The sequence below is a fragment of the Bradyrhizobium embrapense genome (assembly GCF_001189235.2).
Lineage (GTDB): Bacteria > Pseudomonadota > Alphaproteobacteria > Rhizobiales > Xanthobacteraceae > Bradyrhizobium > Bradyrhizobium embrapense.
The window spans coordinates 630,596-651,400 of the sequence record NZ_LFIP02000004.1; the positions used below are offsets into that span (position 1 = coordinate 630,596).

Sequence of the window (20,805 nt, forward strand, 5' to 3'; positions counted from 1 at the left end):
ACGGGAAATTACGGGCTTTGGGGAAACATGCTGAAAGGCCGGGCCGATCGGTGTGACCTCTGTCACCCGGGGCCGCTGGTGGCCGATTCCGGCACAGGGCAGCGTTCGGGCTGCTCCAGCGGGGATGCCGGCTTCCTTGACGCATCCGGGGACACCCGGCCGGAAGGCAGAACGTCAGGCGCCCGCGGTCGTCCGCGCCGGGATCGTCATGGCGGCAATGACCTTAGGCCGCAGCGATCCTACGCTCAGGAATTGTCATCGCGGCGACACCGATCACGACGCAGGCAAGCCCGAGCCACACCGTCGGGCTCAGCCGCTCGCCCAGAAAAACGACGCTGAGCGCAACGCCGATCGGCACCCGCAGATAGGCCTGCGCGGTGGTGCCAACCGAGCCGAGGGTCTGGATCAGGCGAAAGTAGATCACGAAGGCGATCGCGGTCGAGAACACCGCGAGCGCCAGCAATGCGGCAAGCGAGCTGGTCGACGGCGTCAGCGTCCAGGGCCGCTCGACGACGAGGCTGAGTGGAATCAGGATCGCGGCGCCCGCCATTAGCGAGCCCGCGGCCGGCGCCATCGGATCGAGCCCCTTGAAGCCGCGGCTGAAGATCGCGGCGCAGGCGTAGCAGATCGTGGCGGCGACGATCGCGACCTCGGCCACGATGCCCTCCCCGAGATCGCGGAACGCATCGACGCCGACGATCAGGCAGATGCCGGCCATGCCGGCGATCACCCCGAACAGTTTTCGCGGGCTCGCGGCCTCGTGGCGGGTGATCGCGGCCGTGAACAGGAAGGTGAAGATCGGCGAGGCTGAATTGAGGATGGTGGCAAGGCCGGCATCGACGAAGCGCTCGCCCCAGGCGATCAGCGTCCACGGGATCACGCTGTTGAGGCAGGCCTGGAAGATGAAGCGGCGCCAGGTCGCGCCGTCCGTCGGCATCGATACGCCGCGCATCCGCATGATGACGAGCAGCAGGAGCCCTCCGATTGCGGTGCGCGCTGCGATCAACGTGATCGGCGGGATGGTCGCAACGCCGAGCTTGATGAAGGTGTAGGAGCCGCCCCATAGGGTGGCAAGCGCGAGCAGCAACGCCAGCTCGAAGGCCATGCTGGGCTGGCGGGGCTTGGTGGTGGTCATGGGTGGGATTCCGTCTCGAGGATCGGACGGAAGCTACATCGGCGGGAGGCGATGATAGTTCGCTATAGGCCGAAGTGTGGAGAGAAGCGATGCTCCAGCCATCGTAGACTTGGCTTTCGCCAGGACGACATCGAGCCTGTTGCGCCGCCTGCGAGTCGTGAACACGCCATCGCGGGAGATGACGGGAACTACCCCAGCGCGCCGACGTCGAACACCTCGCCGTCGTAACCCGCTTCCTTGGGGATGCGGAGTTGGCGGCCGCCGGCGGTCTTGGTCATCACGGGCATCACCGTGACGATCGGCTTGCCCTTGCTGTCGGCGAGCGCGGCGCCGACGTTCGGCTGCTTGCCGAGCCTGATCAGATTGCGCGTGGTCGGGAACGGCAGCTTGAAGCGGCCGGTCTCGCCGCCCTCCAGCGCCTCCCGTGTCGACACCCAGATCGAATCGGTCGATTCCTTGCCGTCATGGGCGCCGAGCTGTTCGGGCGGCGCTGCGGCCAGGAAGAACCAGGTGTCGAAACGCTTCGGCATGCCTTCCGGCGTGATCCAGTGCGCATACGGCACGAGCTCGTCGAGCGCGAGCACCATGCCGTTGTCCGTGAGCACCTTGAGGAAGCTGATCTTGCCTTCGTTCAACGCCGCACGATGCGCGGTCGCGATGTCGTTCGCACGCCCGGCGTCGACCAGATCCTTCGATCCAAGCGGCCGCGCCAGCAGGATGCCGCTCTCCTCGAAGGTCTCGCGGATCGCCGCGATGCGGAAGCCGAGCGCATCCGTATCGAGGCCTTCCCCGCCCGAATAGAGCGCGGGATCGGCGGCGATCTCCTTGTCGTTCTTGTCGACGCTGCCGCCCGGAAACACCAGCGCACCCGAGTTGAACTCGATCTGGTGATGGCGAACCATCATGAAGACTTCGATTTCGTCGCGGCTCTTGCCGTCGACATCGGACGATGTTCCGTCACGCAGCAGCAGCACGGTCGACGCAAGGCGCGGGGCAACGATCTCGATCATGATTATCCTGCTGCACTGGATTGCGGTTGCAGATTGGCGCGACGATCGACGCGCGCGACGCGCGAGAGCAGATAATCGACCTCCGCCCTCGTCTGCGGCGTGATGACAGCACCGGGCTTACGCTGGGCGCTGGAGGAGATGATGCCGCGCTTCTGCAGCACGTATTTGCGCACGGTGAGGCCGACGCCGGGCTGCTGCTCGTAGCGGATCAGCGGCAGATGGGCGTCGAACAGATCATGCGCGGCATCGCGCTTGCCCGCTTTCGACAGATTGACGACGTCGATCAGGAGTTCGGGGAAAGCATAGCCCGTCATCGCACCGTCGGCACCGCGCTCCATCTCGAAATCGAGGAACAGGCCGCCATTGCCGACCAGGATCGACAGCGGCCGCAGCGAGCCGTCCTTCTGGAAGTTGCGCAGTGCCGAGATCTTCTCGAGGCCCGGCCAGTCCTCGTGCTTGAGCATCACGCAGGACGGCGAATCCATCACGATCTTACGGATCACCGCGGGCGTGAATTGGACGGTCAGCGTCAGCGGATAGTCCTGCAGCACCCACGGAATATCGTCGCCGATCGCTTCCTGCGCCTGCTTGAAATACCCGATGATCTGGTCGTCGGTGCGCAGATGCGGCGGCGGCGCGATCATGACGCCGGCGGCGCCGGCATCCATCGACTTCTTCGCCAGCGAGCGCATCGTGGCGAAGCCCGGTGCCGAGACGCCGACGATCACCTGCAGCTTCCTGGCGCGCTTGACGAAGCGCAGCGCGACCTGCTCCGCCTCGGCCGCATCGAGCTTCGGCGCCTCGCCCAAAATGCCCAGCACAGTGACGCCGTCGCAGCCGACCTCGGTGTAGAAATCGGTCAGCCGGTCGATCGATGCCTCGTCGATACGGCCGTCGTCATGGAACGGGGTCGGCGCAATCGCAAAAGTTCCGGCGGCCTGGGCGGTGAGTTTGGTCATGGGTGCCTCGTCTGTTTCCGCCTCTATACAGTGTCATTCCGGGCCGCGCCACTTGGCGCAGACCCGGAATGCCGTCAGGTCAGAACCGCCGCGCACCCATCTTGATCTGCTCCTCGGAGAAGAAGATGTCCTTGGCGTGGGCGACGATGTCCTCGGCCTTCCAGCCGGTAAAGGGCGGCTTCCAGCCCTCCATTTCCATCATCCGCATCTCGCGGACGCCGCGCGGGCCCGAGACGCCGAGCACCTTGCCGGTCTGGTCGCCCGACAGGTCGCTGACCATGTAGAGCACCGCCGGCGCGATGCCGTCCGGACCGAGCGCCGCACCCGGGTTCTCCTTGTAGCGCGGCAGGTCCGCGGTCATGCGGGTCAGCGCGCCCGGCGCCAACGTCCAGACCCGGATGTTGTACTTGCGGCCCTCGATCGCCAGCACGTTGGAGAGGCCCCAGATGCCGCCCTTGGCTGCGCCGTAATTGCTCTGGCCGAAATTGCCGATCAGGCCCGAGGTCGAGGAGGTGTTGACGATGACGCCGCCGCCATTGTCGCGCATCCATTTGAACACCGGCTGGGTGCAGCAAAAGGTGCCTTTGAGATGCACCTTCATCACCTTGTCCCAGTTGGCTTCCTTGGCCTTGTGGAAGGTCTCGTCGAGCAGGATGCCGGCGTTGTTGACCAGGATGTCGGCGCGGCCGAAATGCTTGATGGCATCGTCGAACACCGACTGGCCGCCGGCCAGGGTCGAGATGTCGGCGCCGTTGGCGACCGCACGGCCGCCCTCGGCCTTGATCGCGTCGACCACCTTGTCGGCCATCGACTTGTCGGAGCCCGAACCGTCGCGCGGCCCCCCGAGGTCGTTGACCACCACGGCCGCGCCCTCGCGCGCAAACAGCTTCGCGTAGGCCTCACCAAGTCCGCCGCCGGCGCCCGTGATCAGCGCCACCTTGCCGTCGAGTAATCCCATGGTCGTCTCTCCGTTGTTGTTTCTTCTTCAACTCTCCCCGCAAACGCGGGGCCAGGGAGCGCACCGCCCTCACCGCTTACGCCAGCACCGTCTTGCCGCTCTTGATCACGGTGACGCCGCGCGACTTCACCTTGGCTTCGAACGACACCACGTTGCCGTCCTTCCACAGCTCCATGGTCACGGTCTCGCCGGGGAACACCGGCGAGGAGAACCGCGCCGCGTGCTGCTTGAAGGCGGACGGATCGTAATCGGCATAAGTCTGCAACACGCCGCGGCAGGTGATGCCGTAGGTGCACATGCCGTGCAGGATCGGCCGCGGGAAGCCAGCCTTCTTCGCAAATTCGGGATCGGAGTGCAGCGGGTTGCGGTCGCCGCAGAGCCGGTAGATCAGCGCCTGGTCGGGCCGCGTCGTGATATCGACCACCTTGTCCGGCGCACGCTCCGGCACCTTGTGCGGCTCGGGCTGGCCGTCTGACGGGCCGCCGAAGCCGCCATCGCCGCGGGCGAAGCGCGAAGCCACCAGCGTGGCCAGCTTCTCGCCCTTTTCATCCTTCAGCACGGTCTGGTGGCGGATCACCGCGCCCTTGTCCTTGCCCTTGTCGAACACGTCGAGCACGGTCGAGTCGGCCGTGATATGGGCCGCGGTCGCGAACGGCTTGTGGAAGGTGATGTCGCGCTCGCCGTCGACCACCATGACGCGGTTGAGATTCATCTCGCCGGGACCGGCGCCCCAGGCCGCGACCGACGCGAATGTCGGCACCACCTTGAGCGGGCGCGGCGTCAGCACGCCCTCATTGACGAAGGCAAGCTCCTTCTCGTCCATTGGATCGGCGCCGAGGCCGATGCCGTAGGCATAGAGCATCACGTCGCGATCGCTGTAGCTGTATTTCTGGCCGAGGTTCTTCAGGGCCATCAGCTGTTCGTACACGATTGGCATTGTTGTTTTCTCCCCGAACTCGTTTCTCGCTCTGCGCATTGATGCGCCCTCTCCCCTTGTGGGAGAGGGCTGCACCGGCAGTCGTCACAATCTCACTTCGGTGAGGGGTTCGCGCCGCAAAGAGACTCTTCGCGCGGAGGGAAACCCCTCACCCGCCTTCGCTTTCAGCGAGGGCCCCCTCTCCCACAAGGGAGAGGGTAAAATCAGGCCGGCGTGAAGAACGGCAGCGGCGCGCCGTCGGTCGGCTTCCACACCACCTTGACCTTCTGGCCGATCTTCACCGTCTCCAGATCGCAATCGACGATGTTGGTCTGCAGCGACGGACCTTCCTTCAGCGTCACATAGGCGATTGCATAGGGACCGGTCGGCGACTTCCGCATCAGGCTGTAGGTGTAAACCGTCGCCTCGCCGCTCGACTCTTCCCACACCGTCTTGTCGGAGAAGCAGAACGGGCAGATCGCGCGCGGGAAGTAATGCGCTTCGCCGCAGGTGGTGCAGCGCTTGATCATGAACTTACCCGCCTTCGCCGCTTCCCAGAACGGCGCAGTCTCCGGATTGGTGACCGGGGCATTGTACTTCTTGGCTTCAGACATCACGCACGCTCCAGAATGCAGGTTGAGGCGGCGTGGCGAACGCCGAGCAGACCGCCGGTGCCGTGGGCGATCGCGAGGTCGCAGTTCTGCACCTGCACCTTCGGATGCGCCTCGCCGCGCAACTGGCGCACCGCCTCGAGGATCTTCGTCATGCCGCCGCGGTTGACAGGATGGTTGCTGCACAGGCCGCCGCCGTCGGTGTTGAACGGCAGCTTGCCGACACCGGAGATCAGATTGCCGTCGGCGACGAACTTGCCGCCCTCGCCCTTCTTGCAGAAGCCGAGGTCCTCCAGCTGCATCAGCACGGTGATGGTGAAGCTGTCATAGATCGAGGCGTATTTGATGTCCTTCGGCGTCACGCCGGCTTCCTCGAAGGCGCGCGGGCCGGACCACACGCCGGCGGAGTAAGTCAGGTCGAGATCCTTGCCGCCGCGCGGGCCCTTCATCGCCTCGCCATGGCCGATCAGGCGCACCAGCGGCTTCTTCAGGCTCTTGGCGATCTCCGGCGTGGTGACGATCATCGCGCCGCCGCCGTCGGTGACGACGCAGCAATCCATCCGGTGCAGCGGGTCTGAGATCATCGGCGAGTTCAAGACGTCCTCGACGGTGACGACCTCCTTCAGCATCGCATGCGGATTGTATTGCGCGTGATGCGAGGCCGCGACCTTGATCCAGGCGAGCTGCTCGGAGGTGGTGCCGTAGTCGTGCATATGGCGCATGGCACACATGCCATAGGCATTGTGCGTGGTAGCCCCGTAGGCCAGTTCGAAATCGGCCTCGGCGCCGGAGGCGCGCGGCGGCATCGGACCGGTGCGCGGCTTGCCCGCCAGCGTGACCAGCGCGACCGAGCACTTGCCCGCAGCGATCGCCTCGGCAGCATGACCGAGATGGATCAGATAGGAACAGCCACCGGTCTCGGTGGAGTCGACGTGACGCAGCTTCTTGGTGTTGAGGCCGAGGTAATCGACCATCGGCCAAAGCCCGCCAGGCGCGTCGCCGGCACAGAAATAGCCGTCGATGTCGTCCTTGGTCAGCCCGGCATCCTCGATCGCACCCTTGGCGACCTCGGCGTGCAGCTGTGCTGTTGATTTATCGGGTGCATGCCGGGTGGGATGCTCGTAGATCCCGGCAATGTAGGCCTTGCCCTTGATGGTCAAATCGCTCTCCGCTGGCGTTTCTCGCTCCAGCGTTTTTCTGAACCGACCAGGCGACCTTGGCAAGCGCGGAAATATTCCGTCAGGCGAGACTGTCACGAGCGCACAATATGCGCGCCTCAAAACGGATATGTCCCGGCGAAGGCCGGGACGACGCCGAACATGCCGCTCCCTACTCCGCCGCCATCTGCCGCGGCGCCGGCGGCGGGTTGGCGAGGTCGGCGGCGAGTTGCGCGTAGCGAACTTTTGCCTCCTTGATCGCCTTTTCCTTCACCGGGCCGTAGCCGCGGATGCGGTCGGGCAGCGACAGTAGTTCGACCGCGATGTCGTGGTTGAGCGGCGACAGCAGGCTCAGCACCGTCGCGACATCCTTCTCGTAGCCCGCGATCAGATCGCGCTCGAGCTTGCGGTCGGCGTTGTAGCCGAAGACGTCGAGCGGCGTGCCGCGCAGGAAGCGGAACCGTGCCATCACCTTGAACACCGACATCATCCACGGCCCGAAGGCGCGCTTCTTCGGACGGCCCTGCGCGTCGAGCCCGCCGCCGAGGATCGGCGGGGCGAGATTGAAGCTGAACTTGAAGTCGCCCTCGAACTGATCGCGCAGTTGCTTCTCGAAGCGGCCGTCGGTGAACAGGCGCGCCACCTCATACTCGTCCTTGTAGGCCAGCAGCTTGGCGTAGTTGATCACGACCGCGCGCGGCAGCGCTTCGCCATAGCCGCCCTTGGTGGCGGCATCGCGCACCTGGTCGACCAGCTTGCGGTAGCGCTTTGCCAGACGCGCGTTCTGGTAGCCGGTCAGAAGCGCCATCCGGTGGGTGATGACCTCGTCGAGCGACATCGCATCCAGCGTCTTGACCGGCGCGGCGGCGTCATCCTGCCCCTTCATCATTGCGGCGAGCCGCGCCGGATCGGCTGCGGCCAGACGCCCGAGCTGGAACGCCTGCGTGTTCATCTTGATCGAGACGCCGTTGACCTCGATCGCCTGCTGGATCGATTCCGCCGACAGCGGCAGCAGCCCGCGCTGATAGGCAAAGCCCATCATCATGATGTTGGTCGCGATGCTATCGCCGAGCAGCGCTTCGGCCGGCTTGGTGAAATCGAAGAAGGTGGAGTCCTTGCGCAGTTCGGTCTCCAGCACGCTGTTGACCTTGCGGGTCTGGAAATTGAAGTCGCGGTTGAGGATGAAATCCGCGGTCGGGATGATGTGGCTGTTGATGATGCCGACGGTCCGGCTCGGCTCGCACAGCGTGATGGTGTCCTTCGACACCGCCACGACCTCGTCGGCCGCGAGCACGAGATCGGCCGTGCCGGTGACGATGCGCGAGCAGGTCACGTCGGCGGTGTGCTCGGAGAGCCGGACGTGGCTCAGCACCGCGCCGCCCTTCTGCGCGAGACCGGACATGTCGAGGATCATCGAGGCCTTGCCTTCGATATGCGCGGCCATGCCGAGCAGCGCGCCGATCGTCAGCACGCCGGTGCCGCCGACGCCGCCGACCGCGATGTTATAGGGCCGGTCGAGCGCGGGCTTCGACGCCGGCTCCGGCAAGGCACCGATGTCGCCAAGCTCAGCGGGTGCGCGACGCTTGAGAGTGCCGCCGTCGACCGTGACGAAGGACGGGCAAAAACCCTTCACGCAGGAATAGTCCTTGTTGCAGGTCGACTGGTTGATGGTGCGCTTGCGCCCCAATTCCGTCTCCAGCGGCTCGACCGAGATGCAGTTCGACTGCACCGAGCAGTCGCCGCAGCCTTCGCAGACGGCAGGATTGATCAGCACGCGGCGCGCCGGATCCTCCATCAGGCCGCGCTTGCGGCGGCGGCGCTTTTCCGCGGCGCAGGTCTGCACGAACACGATCGCGGACGTGCCCTTGGTGTCGCGGCACATCTTCTGGACGTTCTCGAGTTCATCGCGATGAAATAGCTTGACGCCGGGCGCGATGGTGTCGGCCGGATAGGCGTCGGGATTTTCCGAGACCAGGTAGATCTCGCGGATGCCTTCGGCGTGCAGCTGGAAGGTGATCTGCTGCGGCGACAGGTCGCCGTCATGGCGCTGGCCGCCGGTCATGGCGACTGCGTCGTTGTAGAGGATCTTGTAGGTGATATTGGCCTTGGAGGCGATCGACTGACGGATGGCAAGAATGCCGGAGTGGAAATAGGTGCCGTCGCCGAGATTGGCGAAGATGTGATTCTCGTTGGTGAACGGCGCGATGCCGACCCACGGCACGCCCTCGCCGCCCATATGGGTGAAGGTCTCGGTGGAGCGGTTCATCCACAGCGCCATGAAATGGCAGCCGATCCCGCCGAGCGCGCGGCTGCCTTCCGGCACCTTGGTCGAGGTGTTGTGCGGGCAGCCCGAGCAGAAATACGGCGTGCGGCTGACGGGTGCGGTCGCCTGCATCTGCGACGACTGGCGGCCGTTGAACCAGTCCGCCTTGGCGCGCAGCATCTCGGCGATTTCAGGATTGAGATTAAGTCGAAGCAGCCGCTCGGTAAGCGAGCTTGCAAGCGAGGCCACACTGAGCTCGGCGGCGAAGGTCAGGAAGCGCTTGTCGTGATCGTCCATCTTGCCGACGATGCGCGGGCGCACGTCGTCGCGCCAGTTGAATAGCTCCTGCTTGACCTGGTTCTCGACGATCTCGCGGCGTTCCTCGACGATGAAGATCTCCTCGAGGCCGACGGCGAAGTTGCGTACGCCTTCGGGCTCCAGCGGCCAGGGCATGCCGATCTTGTAGAGGCGAATGCCGATCTTGGCGGCGATCTCGGGCGTGATGCCGAGCTCGCGCAGCGCCTGGCGGATGTCCTCATAGCTCTTGCCGGACGCCATGATGCCGTAACGCGCGTTCGGCGAATCCATGGTGATGCGGTTGACCTTGTTGGCGCGGGCAAAGGCGATCGCAGCAAAGCCCTTGTAGTCCTGCAAGCGCCGGTCCTGCTCGAAGCGGTCGTCGGGCCAGCGAATGTTGAGGCCGCCCGGCGGCAGCTCGAAATCGCTCGGGATGATGAACGGGGTCATCTCGTCGGTGAGGTCGATCTCGGCCGTGGTCTCGACCGTCTCGGTGATCACCTTCATGCCGACCCAGCAGCCCGAGTAGCGCGACATCGCGATACCCAAGAGGCCCATCTCGATCATTTCGTGGATGCTGGAGGGGTAGAGGTAGGGCATCAGCGCGGAGATGAAGGCGTGGTCGGACTGATGCGGGACGGTGGAGGATTTTGCGCCATGATCGTCGCCGGCAAGGCAGAGCACGCCGCCATGCTTGGCGGAGCCCGCCGCATTGCCGTGGCGGAAGACGTCGCCGCAGCGGTCGACGCCGGGACCCTTGCCGTACCAGATGCCGACCGCGCCATCATATTTGGCGCCGGACGACAGGCCGAGCTGCTGCGAGCCCCAGATCGCGGTGGCCGCGAGGTCCTCGTTCACGCCGGGCTGGAATTTGATGTTGTACTGCTCGAGATGCTTGCGGGCGGCGAACAGCTGCTGGTCGTAGCCGCCAAGGGGGGAACCGCGATAGCCGGAGATGAAGCCCGCCGTATTGAGGCCTGCGGCGCGGTCGCGTCTGATCTGCGCCATGGGCAGGCGGACCAGCGCCTGGATGCCGGTCATGAAGACGTGGCCGGTGCCTTGGGTGTATTTCTGGTCGAGGCTGATAGGCCCTTGGTTGATTCCCATTTAGCCCTCTTTGCGCTGGTCGCGACGCCTGCTTTTTAGCTAGTCATCCGAACTTGTTAGAACCAGTCTATGTCGGATATTCCGGCCCGCGCAGCACAATTCTGGGCGACCGGGCCCGTCGCTCAAAAATCGCAATTTCGTGCCGGGAATATTGCAGCGCTGTTTCGGTTTCTGTCGCTGGACAGGCCCGCGACGAAATGGCGTAACGCGTCCTGTGGACCGGAAGGTTCAGAAGGTGAGTGGATGCGGCAGCGACATCGAACGACCGGCGCGATTCTGGCCAGCCTGCTGTTGTGCAGTGCGTTGGCGGCCCGCGAATGCACAGCCGCGTCAACTGACGACCTCGTCGCCCGCGGCAAGGCGCTGACGATCGCCGGCGACTGCGCAAGCTGCCACACGGTCGACCCGGCAAAGCCGTTCGCCGGCGGCAAGCGGATCGACACGCCGTTCGGCGCCGTGTTCTCGCCGAACCTGACCCCCGATCGCGACACCGGCATCGGCGGCTGGAGCGACGACGACTTCCTGCGCGCGCTGCGGATGGGTGTCGCGCCGAACGGGGCGCATTATTACCCCGCCTTCCCCTACCCGTCCTTCACCAAGCTGATCCGCGACGACATCCTGGCGATCCGCGCCTATCTCGCGACGCTCGCGCCGGTCAGCAACAGGACGGCGCCGCCGGAGCTGCGCTGGCCGTTGAACTACCGCGTGGTGATGCGGGTCTGGAACGCGCTGTTCTTCACGCCGGGCATCATCGAGCCGGACCAGGGCAAGACAGCGGAATGGAATCGCGGCCGCTACCTCGTCGAAGCCCTCGCCCATTGCGGCGCCTGCCATACGCCGAAAAATGCGTTCGGCGCCGACAAGCGCGACCAGGCGCTCGGTGGCAGCATGGTCCAGGGCATGTTCGCGCCGAGGCTCGACGGCGCCGCGCGCAGCGGGCTGAAGTCATGGAGCGCAGACGACATCGCCGAATATCTGCAGAGCGGCCGCAATGTGCACAGCCATGCCGGCCCCCTGATGTCGGAGGTCGTGGTCAATTCGACCTCGAAGATGAGCGACGCCAACGTGCGCGCGATCGCGGTCTACCTCAAAAGCCTGCCGGCCGGCACGCCGGAGCCGCAGGTCACCCCGCCCTCGCCGGCGCAGATGAGCGACGGTGAGCGGATCTATCGTGGCGCTTGCGTCGCCTGCCATGAGCTCGATGGCTCCGGCGCACCGCGGATTTATCCGCCGCTACCCGGCAATGCCAACCTGCAGTCGGCTAATCCTGCGAGCACGCTGCGCGTCATCCTCGACGGCGCGCAGACCGTGACCACGCCGCGCGCGCCGAACGCAGGCTCGATGCCGGCCTATCCGAAGCTGACCGACCAGGAGATCGCCGACGTCGCGACCTATATCCGCAACTCCTGGGGCAATGCGGCACCGGCCGTGACGGCCGACGAGGTCGCCAAGGCGCGGACCGCGAAGTGAAGGCGCGGATGGCGAAATAGCTGATCAGCGGTCCTCGCCGCTGAACACGAATTTCGGCATCTCCCATTTGTAGCGGATCGCCAGCATCCGAAACGTCAATCCGAGCACGAAGGTCAGCACGGTCCAGGCCTGCGGGTTGAGGTTCAGCCCGAATGCGGTCGCATAGAACAGCCCCGTCACCACCGAGACGCTGGCGTAGAGCTCGCTGCGAAACAGCAGCGGCACCTCGTTGCAGAGGATGTCGCGCAGCACGCCGCCGGCACAGCCGGTGATCATGCCCGAGACGATCACGATCGGCAGCGAGGCGTCGACCTGCCAGGCCACGTCGCAGCCGGCCATGGTGAACACCACGAGCCCGATCGCATCGAGCACCAGGAAGGCTAGATTGAGCCGGTGCACCAGCCGCGCCAGCAGGATGGTGGCGAAGGCGCCCGCCGCCGCGATGGCAAGGTAAATCGGCTGCGCGACCCAGAGCAGCGGATAATGCCCGAGCAGCACGTCGCGGATGGTGCCACCGCCGAGCGCGGTGATCGCCCCTAACATGCAGACGCCAGCCCAATCCATGCTGCGCCTGCCGGCCGCCAACGCTGCCGTCATCGATTGCGCCGCAACGGCAATGAACGAGAGCACGTGCAGCACCGAATCGGTGGGCGGCATGGTCCACATTGAAAAGGCCTCACGGAACAGGTTCGGAACCCAAGGAATCGGTGGTTCCCGCATGAACAGGTTGCAACATTGGCGCGGAACATCCTCTTGTGCCAGCCATTGTCCCATGCGTTTAGCTTTGAGGTGCTAACGGAGGAACTTTACGATGGCTTACAACCCTGACGATCCGTATCGCGCCAACCTGACCGATGACGAAATCCGCCGTCAGGCGCGCTTCAACAGCCTGGACAACGAATTGCAGCCGGATCCGGAACTCCAGGAGGGACCGGCGAGCAGCACCAAGATCGCGATGTTCGCAGTTGCGGTGGCCGTGGTGCTCGGCGCGCTGTTCTATGGGTTGAACAATACATCGGTGCACGAGGCCGGCACGACGCCGTCGGCGCAGACCGCGCAGACCCAGCCCGCCAATCCGGCCGGGGCGCCCCCCGGCATGCGCGACGTGACGCCGAAGCCGAACAGCCAGCCCGGCATGACTACGGGCGCGGCCCCGGCCCAGCCGGCTTCACCTCCGGCCGCCAAGCCCGGCGGACAGGAGATCGACCGTTCGGCGGCGCCGTCCGATTCGACCGGCGACAAGAACAAGTAACTCGCTCGCGTGTCGTGAGCGGTGCAGCAGCGGGCTCAGGCCCGCTGCTTTTTTGCGCGAGGCCTACTTGAACATCTTGTTCAGTTCGCCGCCGGGATAGCCGTTGCCGAATTCGGTGAAGGTGCCCTTCTCGGCCATTTCCTTGGCCGCCTTCATGACGCCGGTCCAGGCCATCCGCGCCAGCGCGCCGCCGACGCTGATCCGGCGCACGCCGAGGTCGGCGACCGCCTGTAGCGTCAGCTCCGACGCACCGCCGATCAACAGATTGACCGGCTTCGGCGCCACCGCCTTCACCACTGCGGTGATTTCCTCCTTGGTCGAGATGCCCGGCGCATACAAAACGTCGGCCCCGGCGTCGGAATACGACTGCAGCCGCTCGATCACCAAATTCAGGTCCTTCTTGCCCCATAGGAACGCCTCGCAGCGGCCGGTGAGCAGCACACCGCTGTTATCGGCGTCGATCGCCTTGCGCGCCGCCCGGATGCGCTCCACCGCAAGCTTGTGCTCGTACAACACGTTGGCGGTGTCACCGGTCGAGTCCTCGATCGACAGCCCGGCGACGCCGGTCTTGACGCCGCGCGCGACATTGCCCGCGACCTTGTCCGGTTCGACGGCAAAGCCGCCTTCGAAGTCCGCATTGACCGGGATATCGACCGCCGCGCAGATCGCAGTCAGATGATCGCAGACGTCGTCGACGGTGACGCGGTTGTCGGCCTTGGCGATGGTCCAGGCAAAGCCCGCGCTGGTCGAGGCCAGCGCCTTGAAGCCGAGATGTTGCAAGGCGCGCGCGCTGCCGACATCGAACGGGTTCGGAATGATGAAGCATCCGCTCTCGTGCAGCTTCTTGAAGGCGGCTCTTTTGTCAGCAGTTGGCAGTGGCATTGGTCGCTCCCTGAGGTCGTTGGCCGCGCAAAAATAGGCACGCGCGCTCTGTGGTGCTAGTGCGGCTCGTGCACCGCACGGCTATCCTTCGGCGCCTGATCGCGTTCGTTCAGGCCGTAGTCGCGCATCACGTTTGCGACTCGCAGCCGATAATTCTCGAAGATCCGCGCGCGGCCCTTGGCCTGGGTGCGGCGGTGCTCGATCGTGTTGCGCCAGGCTTCTACCGCGGCCTCGTCGCGGAAGAAGGACAGCGACACGAACTTGCCCTTCTCGGTGATGCTCTCGAACCGCTCGACCGAGATGAAGCCGTCGATCTCCTGCAGGATCGGCTTCAGCTCGGCGGCGAGATCGAAATATTGCTGCCGATGCTCCGGCTTCGGCCAGACTTCGAAGATCACGGCGATCATGGGCGCCTCCGCTCGATGTTGTTATCGAGGCACTATAGCTCGACCTTGCGCAGAAATGTCCGCTCCTCGGCGAGGATGAAGCGGTTTTGTTCCGCAAAGTTGAAGTTCGCCACGCCCTCGCCGTCCTGGCGCAGCCGCGCGCGATAGCCCTCATAGGCGGCAAGGCTCTCGAACGAGATCAGCGCAAAAGCGATGTTGTTGGTGCCCTCATGCGGCATCCAGTAGCCGAGCAGATCGCCGCCGCAGCGCGGGATGATCGAGAGCCAGTTCCGCGAATACTCCTCGAACATCGCCCGCTTGAACGGATCGAGCTGGTAGCGGATGAAGACGGTGACGGTCATTGGGGCCTCCTGGTGTTTCGTCATTGCGGGCGACGGCACGATGCACACTACCGCCTTGCTCGACCTCGATGCTTCGGCTATCATCGAACTATGAAAGCAGGACCCGACATCTCCCGGATCGCCGCCCTGGTCGGCGATCCCGCACGCTGCAACATGCTGACCGCACTGATGACCGGCCGCGCGCTGACCGCCAGCGAGCTGGCGCAGGAGGCCGGGATCACGCCGCAGACGGCGAGCTCGCATCTTGCCAAGCTCGAGGCCGGCGGCCTGATCGAGCCCGAGAAGCAAGGCCGCCACCGCTACTACCGCCTCTCCGACCCCGACGTCGCAGACGTGCTCGAGGGCCTGCAGGGCATCGCCGCCCGCGCCGGCCATATGCGCGTGCGCACCGGACCGAAGGATCCGGCGCTGCGCCGCGCCCGCATCTGCTACGACCATCTCGCCGGCGATCTCGGCGTGCAGATGCTCGACAGCATGCGGCGGCAGAAGCTGGTGCGCCAGAGCAAGCAGGCGATCGAGCTGACCGGCGAAGGCAAGCGCTTCATGGCCGAGGAGTTGCAGATCGACGCCGATGCGCTGACGCATCCGCGTCGGCCGGTGTGCAAGGCCTGCCTCGATTGGAGCGAGCGGCGCCATCATCTCGCCGGCACGCTGGGCGCTGCCATGATGGATCGCTTCACCGAATTGAAATGGGCGGCGCGCGATGCTGCGCCGGGCAGCCGCGTCGTCAATTTCTCGCGGAACGGCGAGAAGCGGTTCGCCGCGCTGTTCGGCGCGGGCGAGTAGGATCGCGCGTTCAAGTCGCGGTCATTCGCGAAGCTCCGGTCCCGCTTGTCTTGCTCTCCGATACATTTGGTGCGCTCGCCGCTGTGCGCTTCATCCGACGCGCGCCTTGCGAAATATTTTGAAACGATGCTGAGCGTGCTTGCGACGCACTGACGCAGGCGTGATGCGCAGCATTCATGTCGCATTCAGCCCGCAACATTGGTCGGCGACATCGGGCAAGGCTTCTGCAATGATCCGGCCGGGCGAATCGGTAATCTCAAGTTTGTTGCGGTGCCGCCGCGCGCGGCCCATTAAGAAGGAGAAGTCATGAAGTATCTTTTTGCAGCAGCAGTTTTGGTGACGACCGCTTTCGCCGGCATCAGCGCCGCTGATGCTGCCGGTGGCTGCGGCCCCGGCTGGCACCGCGGCCCCTACGGCGGCTGCGTCAGGAACCGCGGCCCCGTCGTCGTCGCTCCGGGCGCCGTTGTCGTTCGCCCGCCGGTCGTGGTCGAGCGCCCCGTCGTGGTGGCGCCGCGCGTCCGCGCCTGCCCGTACGGATTCATGTGGCGCTACGGCCGTTGCCGCCCGATCTGATCGCGGCGCATTCCGAACAAACAAAACCCCGCTTCGCGCGGGGTTTTTCTTTTTCGTCGTGACGTCGACATTACCAACGGCGCCAGTGATGATGATGCCAATGATGATGGCGCCAGCCCCAATGCCTGTGGTGCCAATGCCGGTGGTGCCAACCCCAATGGCGGTGGTGCCAGTGCCGATGATGCCAGCCCCAGTGGCGGTGATGCCAGTGCACCTGTTCCGGCTTCAGGCGACCAGCCTCGTCGCCCGTGGTGAGAGCGGGTTGCGCATCGCGATCGACGGGCGACTGTGCCTCGCGGCTGAGAGGAAGCGGTGCGAGCGGCGCTGCCTGCACGGTTGCTGTGAAGGCGGCCGCACAGGTAGCGACGGCAAAGGCCATCTTTAGAAGATTCCGGCGTTCCATGAGCGTTTCCCTTTGTTGCTGAACGGGATCAACAGCGTCAGCAAGTTTTTTCCCCGCGACCTGAACGCTCGCTGAACCTCGCATTCATGTTGTCATGGAACTCGACGCCCTGCGTCCGCAACGTTGCGACGTCACGCAACCATCACGACGCGACGGCCTCGTTCACGCGCACCGGTCATGCTCGTTCCGACCGTTCCGCGCGCGGCCGAACGGAACTAGCATCGCGCATCACAAGAACATCTCCGGGAGGCCGCCATGAAGTCAGTACAACCGATCAAGGATGCCAGCCATCTCTACGAAGTCGAGCGCCGCGCCCAGCACGCCGCCCGCCCCGGCTTCCGCATCATGGAGCTGCAGCTGTCGCCGACCCAGAAGGTGCCGTGGCACATCCACAGCAACATCTCCGACACGTTCTATGTGCTCGAGGGCCAGATGCGGCTGTTCCTGCAGGAGCCGAAGGAGGAAGTGAACCTCAAGCCCGGCGAGGTCTATGCCGTGCGGCCGACCCGCCCCCACCTCGTCACCAACGCCGGCACGACGTCGCTGACGTTCCTGGTTCTGCAGGGCGTCGGGGAATATGATTACGTGCCGCTGGCGGCGACGCGATAGCAGCGCGCTGCTGTCAATCCCGTCATCCCCGCGCAAGAGCTCGGCCTTTGTCGCTGGAGGAGCCGCGAAGCGGCGTCTCGAAGGATCGACGGCCCGGCTGGTGGCCGTGCATCCTTGGAGGCTCGTTCCGCTCGCACCCCGCGATGGCGGTGCCAATACCGATTCACGTCTCAAACAGCCTGTACGGTGTCATCACCGCGCATGCAGGTGATCCAGTATTCCAGAGACGCCGATGCTTGAGCCGAGAGGCCGCGGCGTACTGGATCGCCCGGTCCAGCCGGAGGATGACAGTTGTGGTGGGGATGTAGCTTCGCATTCTCGCGACATGAATCGTCCGAGCTTTGCGTTTCGTGTCACCCTCCCATCGAACAGAGGGCGCAGGGAAAGCCGGGTGCCGATCGCACCCATGGGCCCCGTGCAATAGGTAGAAAGCACGGGGGGTAGGACCACAGGTGTAACCGGAAACAACCCGGCTTTCCCTGCGCGATGGGCTACGGCTTACTTCGTGCTCTCCCCGGCGAGACTGGGCTTGCTTGTCACCGTCTTCGCAACGCGCAACCTGCGCAATCGGAAAAGACACCTGCCACCAGGGCGTCAGGACCACACGACTTCACCGTCCGCTTCGTGCGCACTCGTCAGTCGCGCAATCCGCGTCCACCGCATCTCGACCCGCGTTCGTGACGACCGCGAAGCGCCCCTCGATCGGGCGAGACGGGCGGACCATACACTGTGTCGCACTTCGGATAAAGCGAAATATTTTCGCGAGCCGCGGTTGACAAGTTTTTGCTGTGTTGCCCGTCGGGTTACTATGCCGCAGCCGGCGCGCTCGAATTTGATTTGCCTGCGGCCCAATCAGTGGCTGCGCGACTGATGTCGCGCAGAGTATCTCATTCCATCACCTGCCGAAGCGCGGCGATGCGAGGGCGCGAAGCCCTCGCGATTGCCGACTTACCGGCAGGGATAGCGGCGGCCGTCCTTGCCCTGGAACGTGCCGGTACCGGGATCGTAGGACCTGTAGCGCTGCGCGCAGTAAGCATCATGCTGCTGAGCGGCAGCAGCAGCCTCCTGCTGGGCAGCAGCGTTTGCCGCACCGGCAACGATGGCGCCGCCGATCAGGCCGCCGATCAATCCGCCGACCGCAGCACCGCCGCCCCCACCGCCGTCGCAATAGCCATGATGGCACCAGACCTTGTGCGTGGCAGACGGTGCCTGAGCCTGCAGATCGCTGGGAAGCAAAGGCGCGGCATTCGCCGGAAGCGATGTTGCAAGCAGCGTGACGGACATCACGGCAATAGCAAAACGAGACAGCACGGGACAACTCCGTTTCCAAAAAGCAGAATGTCCCAGTTACCGGAGTTGTCCGGATTTTCAATCCGTAAAGTGTGGTTCCATGGGGACAAACCCCGCGGTTGCAATGCTCCATTGTTCACATTGCAGGCCTGTGCGTTGGCGGCAATGAACAGCGCGCAACGAGAGTGACGTCACTCACATCAGTGATACGCATCGAACGACGCGTGACGTCGATCACATCAGCTTCAGCGGCGCATCGTGCACCAGGCGCAGATCGATGCCGCCGATCAACCGCGCGCGGCGCGCCTCGGCGGTGCTGATGGCGGCCTCGGTCTGCCGCAACGTGCTGACATTCGATCCGAGCGACACGATGCCGCCGAGCACGAGCGCAATCGATCCGAGCGCCGCGGTCTCACCAGAGCTGAGCAGGCCGAGCAGCGCAGCGACCAGCAAGACGAACCCGCCTGCGATCGCGATCTTCGACCCGAGAATGATCCGCCGGGATCGCTCGGCGCTTTCGGCAAGCTCCTCGATCTGCGCCTCGATCTCGGCAATCTCGTCGGTCGGCTCGTCTTCGGTCATCAGACTGAAACCTGTAAGGCGGGTTAGGCGTAGCCGTAACCCGCCATGGACCGCGCGGTACGAAGACGGTGGGTTACGCCTTCGGCCAACCCACTCCACGCTCCATCATAACGGCAGATTGTCGTGCTTTTTCGCGGGGATCTCGACTTTCTTGTCCTTGAGCATCGCCAGCGCCCGCGCGATTCGCCGCCGCGTCGAATGCGGCATGATGACGTCGTCGATGTAGCCGCGCTCGGCGGCGATGAAGGGTGACAGGAAGCGGTCTTCGTATTCCTTGGTGCGGGCGGCGATCTTGTCGGGATCGCCGATGTCACTGCGGAAGATGATCTCGACCGCGCCCTTGGCGCCCATCACGGCGATCTGCGCGGTCGGCCAGGCGTAGTTCATATCGGCGCCGATTTCCTTCGAGGCCATCACGTCGAACGCACCGCCATAGGCCTTGCGGGTGATGATGGTGACGAGCGGCACCGTGCACTGCGAATAGGCGAACAGGAGTTTGGCGCCGTGCTTGATCAGGCCGCCATATTCCTGCGCGGTGCCCGGCAGAAAGCCCGGCACATCGACGAAGGTGACGATCGGGATGTTGAAGGCATCGCAGAACCGCACGAAGCGCGCGGCCTTGCGGGAGGCATCGCTGTCGAGCACACCAGCCAGCACCATCGGCTGGTTGGCGACGAAGCCGACGGTGCGGCCGGCGATGCGGCCGAAGCCCGTGACGATGTTCTTGGCAAAAGTCTCCGAGATCTCGAAGAAGTCGCCCTCGTCGACGACCTTCAGGATCAGTTCCTTCATGTCGTAGGGCTTGTTCGGATTGTCGGGGATCAGCGTGTCCAGGGACATGTCGACCCGGCCGATATCGTCGAAGCTCGGCCATTCCGGCACGCCGTCGGTGTTGTTGCTGGGAAGGAAGTCGATCAGCCGGCGCATCTGCAACAGTGCGTCGACGTCGTTCTCGAACGCGCCGTCGGCGATCGAGGAGCGCGTGGCGTGCACTGACGCGCCGCCGAGCTCTTCCGCGGTCACCACCTCGTTGGTGACGGTCTTCACCACGTCGGGGCCGGTGACGAACATGTAAGAGGTGTTCTTCACCATGAAGATGAAGTCCGTCATCGCCGGCGAATAGACGTCGCCGCCGGCGCAGGGGCCCATGATGACCGAGATCTGCGGGATCACGCCGGAGGCAATGACGTTGCGGCGGAACACGTAGGAGTAACCCGCGAGCGCCGCGACGCCCTCCTGGATGCGCGCGCCGCCGGCGTCATAAAGGCCGATGATCGGCGCCCTCGCCTTCATCGCCATGTCCTGAAGCTTCGTGATCTTCAGCGCATGGGTTTCAGAGAGCGAGCCGCCGAACACGGTGAAGTCCTTGGCGAAGACAAAGGTCTTGCGACCGTTGACCGTGCCCCAGCCAGTGACGACGCCGTCGCCGGGGATCCTGGTCTTCTCCATGCCGAACTCGATCGAGCGGTGCTCGACGAACATGTCGAATTCCTCGAACGAGCCCTTGTCCAGCAGGAGCTCGATCCGCTCGCGGGCGGTCAGCTTGCCGCGGGCGTGCTGCGCCTCGATACGCTTTTCGCCGCCGCCCAGCTTGGCTCCGGCGCGCCGCTCTTCGAGGGTGTCGAGGATGTCTTTCATTTGTTTCCGCCCGTGTTAGCTACAGTCCGCGTCCCGGCGCGGGCTGAAGCCCGCTTCGTTCGGAATGGCTTTAGCACGGCCATTTCGGAACCGGAAAGGCGCTTGTGACCGGCTTTGGGCGCAAAAACGGTAGGATTTTCCGACGTCTGGGGAGACAGC

At 64.7% G+C, this 20,805-nt stretch carries 21 protein-coding genes; 5 read left to right on the forward strand and 16 right to left on the reverse strand.

All coding sequences use genetic code 11. The features are described 5' to 3' along the window. Positions 1 to 223 precede the first annotated feature (223 nt). The 8 genes from AKN83_RS21860 to AKN83_RS21895 all read right to left on the reverse strand — a co-directional run bounded on the left by AKN83_RS21860 (position 224) and on the right by AKN83_RS21895 (position 10,413). A complete protein-coding gene (locus AKN83_RS21860; RefSeq protein WP_050405610.1) occupies positions 224 to 1,135 on the reverse strand; it encodes a DMT family transporter in 912 nt (303 codons plus the stop codon). Positions 1,136 to 1,323: 188 nt separating this feature from the next. After that, entirely contained in the window at positions 1,324 to 2,145 is an 822-nt protein-coding gene (locus tag AKN83_RS21865; protein WP_050405611.1) for an NUDIX hydrolase, read from the reverse strand. A gap of 2 nt (positions 2,146 to 2,147) precedes the next feature. After that, positions 2,148 to 3,104, reverse strand: a complete 957-nt coding sequence (locus AKN83_RS21870; RefSeq protein ID WP_050405612.1) for a dihydrodipicolinate synthase family protein — start codon at positions 3,102 to 3,104, stop codon at positions 2,148 to 2,150. A 79-nt stretch (positions 3,105 to 3,183) separates the two neighbouring features. Beyond that, positions 3,184 to 4,062 carry an SDR family oxidoreductase gene (locus AKN83_RS21875; RefSeq protein WP_050405613.1) on the reverse strand — a complete coding sequence of 293 codons (879 nt, stop codon included), beginning with the start codon at positions 4,060 to 4,062 and terminating at the stop codon, positions 3,184 to 3,186. A gap of 76 nt (positions 4,063 to 4,138) precedes the next feature. Next, positions 4,139 to 4,999, reverse strand: a complete 861-nt coding sequence (locus tag AKN83_RS21880) for a MaoC family dehydratase (protein ID WP_050405614.1) — start codon at positions 4,997 to 4,999, stop codon at positions 4,139 to 4,141. A 203-nt stretch (positions 5,000 to 5,202) separates the two neighbouring features. After that, the gene (locus AKN83_RS21885; RefSeq protein WP_021080623.1) at positions 5,203 to 5,592 is read right to left on the reverse strand and encodes a Zn-ribbon domain-containing OB-fold protein; all 390 of its coding nucleotides are present in this window, start codon (positions 5,590 to 5,592) and stop codon (positions 5,203 to 5,205) included. Then, on the reverse strand, positions 5,592 to 6,749 hold the full coding sequence (locus AKN83_RS21890) for a thiolase domain-containing protein (protein WP_050405615.1): 1,158 nt from the start codon (positions 6,747 to 6,749) through the stop codon (positions 5,592 to 5,594). Before AKN83_RS21890 ends, AKN83_RS21885 begins: the two co-directional genes overlap by 1 nt. Before the next feature lie 169 nt (positions 6,750 to 6,918). After that, positions 6,919 to 10,413, reverse strand: coding sequence for an indolepyruvate ferredoxin oxidoreductase family protein (locus AKN83_RS21895; RefSeq protein ID WP_063695458.1), 3,495 nt, complete (start codon positions 10,411 to 10,413; stop codon positions 6,919 to 6,921). Between the two features lie 243 nt (positions 10,414 to 10,656). Between AKN83_RS21895 and AKN83_RS21900 the strand changes: the two genes are divergently transcribed. After that, positions 10,657 to 11,883 carry a cytochrome c gene (locus AKN83_RS21900; protein WP_050402292.1) on the forward strand — a complete coding sequence of 409 codons (1,227 nt, stop codon included), beginning with the start codon at positions 10,657 to 10,659 and terminating at the stop codon, positions 11,881 to 11,883. A 24-nt stretch (positions 11,884 to 11,907) separates the two neighbouring features. Here AKN83_RS21900 and AKN83_RS21905 read toward each other — a convergent pair whose 3' ends face one another. After that, positions 11,908 to 12,549: a trimeric intracellular cation channel family protein gene (locus AKN83_RS21905; RefSeq protein WP_050402291.1), complete on the reverse strand. Its 642-nt coding sequence runs from the start codon at positions 12,547 to 12,549 to the stop codon at positions 11,908 to 11,910. A 145-nt stretch (positions 12,550 to 12,694) separates the two neighbouring features. Between AKN83_RS21905 and AKN83_RS21910 the strand changes: the two genes are divergently transcribed. After that, positions 12,695 to 13,135, forward strand: coding sequence for a hypothetical protein (locus tag AKN83_RS21910; protein WP_050402290.1), 441 nt, complete (start codon positions 12,695 to 12,697; stop codon positions 13,133 to 13,135). Positions 13,136 to 13,198: 63 nt separating this feature from the next. Here the strand turns inward: AKN83_RS21910 and AKN83_RS21915 are convergent, their stop codons facing one another. From AKN83_RS21915 to AKN83_RS21925, 3 genes are read right to left on the reverse strand one after another with little or no spacing between them, the layout of a single operon-like run. Next, on the reverse strand, positions 13,199 to 14,017 hold the full coding sequence (locus tag AKN83_RS21915; protein ID WP_050402289.1) for an isocitrate lyase/PEP mutase family protein: 819 nt from the start codon (positions 14,015 to 14,017) through the stop codon (positions 13,199 to 13,201). A 56-nt stretch (positions 14,018 to 14,073) separates the two neighbouring features. Then, positions 14,074 to 14,424, reverse strand: a complete 351-nt coding sequence (locus AKN83_RS21920; RefSeq protein ID WP_050402288.1) for an antibiotic biosynthesis monooxygenase family protein — start codon at positions 14,422 to 14,424, stop codon at positions 14,074 to 14,076. Between the two features lie 32 nt (positions 14,425 to 14,456). Continuing rightward, entirely contained in the window at positions 14,457 to 14,765 is a 309-nt protein-coding gene (locus AKN83_RS21925; protein WP_050402287.1) for an NIPSNAP family protein, read from the reverse strand. Positions 14,766 to 14,855: 90 nt separating this feature from the next. Here AKN83_RS21925 and AKN83_RS21930 point away from each other — a divergent pair, with 90 nt between their 5' ends. Continuing rightward, on the forward strand, positions 14,856 to 15,551 hold the full coding sequence (locus AKN83_RS21930; RefSeq protein WP_050402286.1) for an ArsR/SmtB family transcription factor: 696 nt from the start codon (positions 14,856 to 14,858) through the stop codon (positions 15,549 to 15,551). A 306-nt stretch (positions 15,552 to 15,857) separates the two neighbouring features. Further along, positions 15,858 to 16,124 (forward strand): GCG_CRPN prefix-to-repeats domain-containing protein, encoded by a 267-nt coding sequence (locus tag AKN83_RS21935; protein WP_050402285.1) that lies wholly within the window; start codon positions 15,858 to 15,860, stop codon positions 16,122 to 16,124. A gap of 70 nt (positions 16,125 to 16,194) precedes the next feature. Here AKN83_RS21935 and AKN83_RS38435 read toward each other — a convergent pair whose 3' ends face one another. Beyond that, complete coding sequence (locus AKN83_RS38435; RefSeq protein ID WP_083992157.1) at positions 16,195 to 16,527, reverse strand: twin-arginine translocation signal domain-containing protein; 333 nt, start codon at positions 16,525 to 16,527, stop codon at positions 16,195 to 16,197. A gap of 255 nt (positions 16,528 to 16,782) precedes the next feature. On the opposite strand from AKN83_RS38435, the gene AKN83_RS21945 reads away from it, so the two are divergent. Next, positions 16,783 to 17,136, forward strand: coding sequence for a cupin domain-containing protein (locus AKN83_RS21945; protein ID WP_050402283.1), 354 nt, complete (start codon positions 16,783 to 16,785; stop codon positions 17,134 to 17,136). A 948-nt stretch (positions 17,137 to 18,084) separates the two neighbouring features. Here the strand turns inward: AKN83_RS21945 and AKN83_RS21950 are convergent. The 3 genes from AKN83_RS21950 to AKN83_RS21960 form a co-directional block, all read right to left on the reverse strand. Further along, positions 18,085 to 18,447, reverse strand: a complete 363-nt coding sequence (locus tag AKN83_RS21950; protein ID WP_347336835.1) for a BA14K family protein — start codon at positions 18,445 to 18,447, stop codon at positions 18,085 to 18,087. A gap of 213 nt (positions 18,448 to 18,660) precedes the next feature. Then, positions 18,661 to 19,008, reverse strand: coding sequence for a hypothetical protein (locus AKN83_RS21955; protein WP_050402281.1), 348 nt, complete (start codon positions 19,006 to 19,008; stop codon positions 18,661 to 18,663). Positions 19,009 to 19,113: 105 nt separating this feature from the next. Continuing rightward, positions 19,114 to 20,646 carry an acyl-CoA carboxylase subunit beta gene (locus AKN83_RS21960; RefSeq protein WP_063695460.1) on the reverse strand — a complete coding sequence of 511 codons (1,533 nt, stop codon included), beginning with the start codon at positions 20,644 to 20,646 and terminating at the stop codon, positions 19,114 to 19,116. Between the last annotated feature and the right edge of the window lie 159 nt (positions 20,647 to 20,805).

Coding starts and splice junctions, on each gene's coding strand:
- AKN83_RS21860 (WP_050405610.1), bottom strand. CDS start 1,135: ATGACCACCACCAAGCCCCGCCAGCCCAGCATGGCCTTCGAGCTGGCG.
- AKN83_RS21865 (WP_050405611.1), bottom strand. CDS start 2,145: ATGATCGAGATCGTTGCCCCGCGCCTTGCGTCGACCGTGCTGCTGCTG.
- AKN83_RS21870 (WP_050405612.1), bottom strand. CDS start 3,104: ATGACCAAACTCACCGCCCAGGCCGCCGGAACTTTTGCGATTGCGCCG.
- AKN83_RS21875 (WP_050405613.1), bottom strand. CDS start 4,062: ATGGGATTACTCGACGGCAAGGTGGCGCTGATCACGGGCGCCGGCGGC.
- AKN83_RS21880 (WP_050405614.1), bottom strand. CDS start 4,999: ATGCCAATCGTGTACGAACAGCTGATGGCCCTGAAGAACCTCGGCCAG.
- AKN83_RS21885 (WP_021080623.1), bottom strand. CDS start 5,592: ATGTCTGAAGCCAAGAAGTACAATGCCCCGGTCACCAATCCGGAGACT.
- AKN83_RS21895 (WP_063695458.1), bottom strand. CDS start 10,413: ATGGGAATCAACCAAGGGCCTATCAGCCTCGACCAGAAATACACCCAA.
- AKN83_RS21900 (WP_050402292.1), top strand. CDS start 10,657: ATGCGGCAGCGACATCGAACGACCGGCGCGATTCTGGCCAGCCTGCTG.
- AKN83_RS21905 (WP_050402291.1), bottom strand. CDS start 12,549: ATGTGGACCATGCCGCCCACCGATTCGGTGCTGCACGTGCTCTCGTTC.
- AKN83_RS21910 (WP_050402290.1), top strand. CDS start 12,695: ATGGCTTACAACCCTGACGATCCGTATCGCGCCAACCTGACCGATGAC.
- AKN83_RS21915 (WP_050402289.1), bottom strand. CDS start 14,017: ATGCCACTGCCAACTGCTGACAAAAGAGCCGCCTTCAAGAAGCTGCAC.
- AKN83_RS21920 (WP_050402288.1), bottom strand. CDS start 14,424: ATGATCGCCGTGATCTTCGAAGTCTGGCCGAAGCCGGAGCATCGGCAG.
- AKN83_RS21925 (WP_050402287.1), bottom strand. CDS start 14,765: ATGACCGTCACCGTCTTCATCCGCTACCAGCTCGATCCGTTCAAGCGG.
- AKN83_RS21930 (WP_050402286.1), top strand. CDS start 14,856: ATGAAAGCAGGACCCGACATCTCCCGGATCGCCGCCCTGGTCGGCGAT.
- AKN83_RS21935 (WP_050402285.1), top strand. CDS start 15,858: ATGAAGTATCTTTTTGCAGCAGCAGTTTTGGTGACGACCGCTTTCGCC.
- AKN83_RS38435 (WP_083992157.1), bottom strand. CDS start 16,527: ATGGAACGCCGGAATCTTCTAAAGATGGCCTTTGCCGTCGCTACCTGT.
- AKN83_RS21945 (WP_050402283.1), top strand. CDS start 16,783: ATGAAGTCAGTACAACCGATCAAGGATGCCAGCCATCTCTACGAAGTC.
- AKN83_RS21955 (WP_050402281.1), bottom strand. CDS start 19,008: ATGACCGAAGACGAGCCGACCGACGAGATTGCCGAGATCGAGGCGCAG.
- AKN83_RS21960 (WP_063695460.1), bottom strand. CDS start 20,646: ATGAAAGACATCCTCGACACCCTCGAAGAGCGGCGCGCCGGAGCCAAG.